The sequence below is a fragment of the Amycolatopsis echigonensis genome (assembly GCF_014174495.1).
In the GTDB taxonomy this organism is placed as follows: domain Bacteria; phylum Actinomycetota; class Actinomycetes; order Mycobacteriales; family Pseudonocardiaceae; genus Amycolatopsis; species Amycolatopsis echigonensis.
In genome coordinates, this window is record NZ_JACJHR010000249.1 from 1 (window position 1) to 804 (window position 804).

Consider the following 804-nt stretch of genomic DNA (forward strand, 5'->3'; position numbering starts at 1 on the left):
AGACCGTGCCGGTCGGCAAGACCCAGCCCGCGGGCGTCCGGCTCTCGCCGAACGTCGCGGATTACTCGTGGCGCAACGAGTACGTCCTGCTGGCACCGATCGATCACCGCGTGCAGGCCCGCACGCGGCTGTTCGTCCGCAAGCAGGGCATGGGCGCCCTGGTCCGCCGCATCACCATCGAGGTCGACCTCCGGGCCGAGCTCGTCACGATCCCCGATCAGTGCCCGGCGGCACTGCGGGAACAGGCAGAGGTCAAAGGCCAGCGCGTGCTCGACCTTCTCCAGGCCGCGCGCCGCGAACGCCGCCGTCGCGCGCAGGCACCGACCGCCGTGCTCGGGCCCTGGGCCCAGGACCAGTCCGCGGGACCGCTAGCCGCGACGTGACAGCAACTCGCCCAGCAAACCCCAAGCACCAGCAAAAGGGGCGATATCGCAACCCCTGTCACCCCTCGAAGGGAGGGACTACTAAACCATGTCCACCGCCAGCTATACCCAGCGGTGGCGCAACGGCGCCAACCGCTGGCGCACAGCAGCAGGACCCGCGTTCAACCCCAACCGCTATGAAGTGTCCGAACTGGACAGCAAGGCGGCTGAGGAGTTCTGCCTGCGTCATCACTACTCGGCCGCTTGGCCAGCCACGAAGTACCGCTTCGGGCTGTTCGACCTGCACGCGTATGAACCGCAATTGGTGGGCGTTGTCGCCCTGGGCATCCCAATGAGCAACCAGGTCCTCACCAACCCGTTCCCCACCCTGGTGCCCAACGAGGAATCGCTTGAACTGTCCCGTTTGGTCCTGCTGGACAGT

At 66.9% G+C, this 804-nt stretch carries 2 protein-coding genes; both read left to right on the top strand.

What is annotated here, in order from left to right:
* Positions 1–383: hypothetical protein (locus H5411_RS46585; RefSeq protein WP_220818397.1), on the top strand; the 383-nt coding region annotated here is incomplete at its 5' end.
* A gap of 88 nt (positions 384–471) precedes the next feature.
* On the top strand, positions 472–804 hold a 333-nt coding region (locus H5411_RS46590; RefSeq protein WP_220818398.1), incomplete at its 3' end, for a Mom family adenine methylcarbamoylation protein.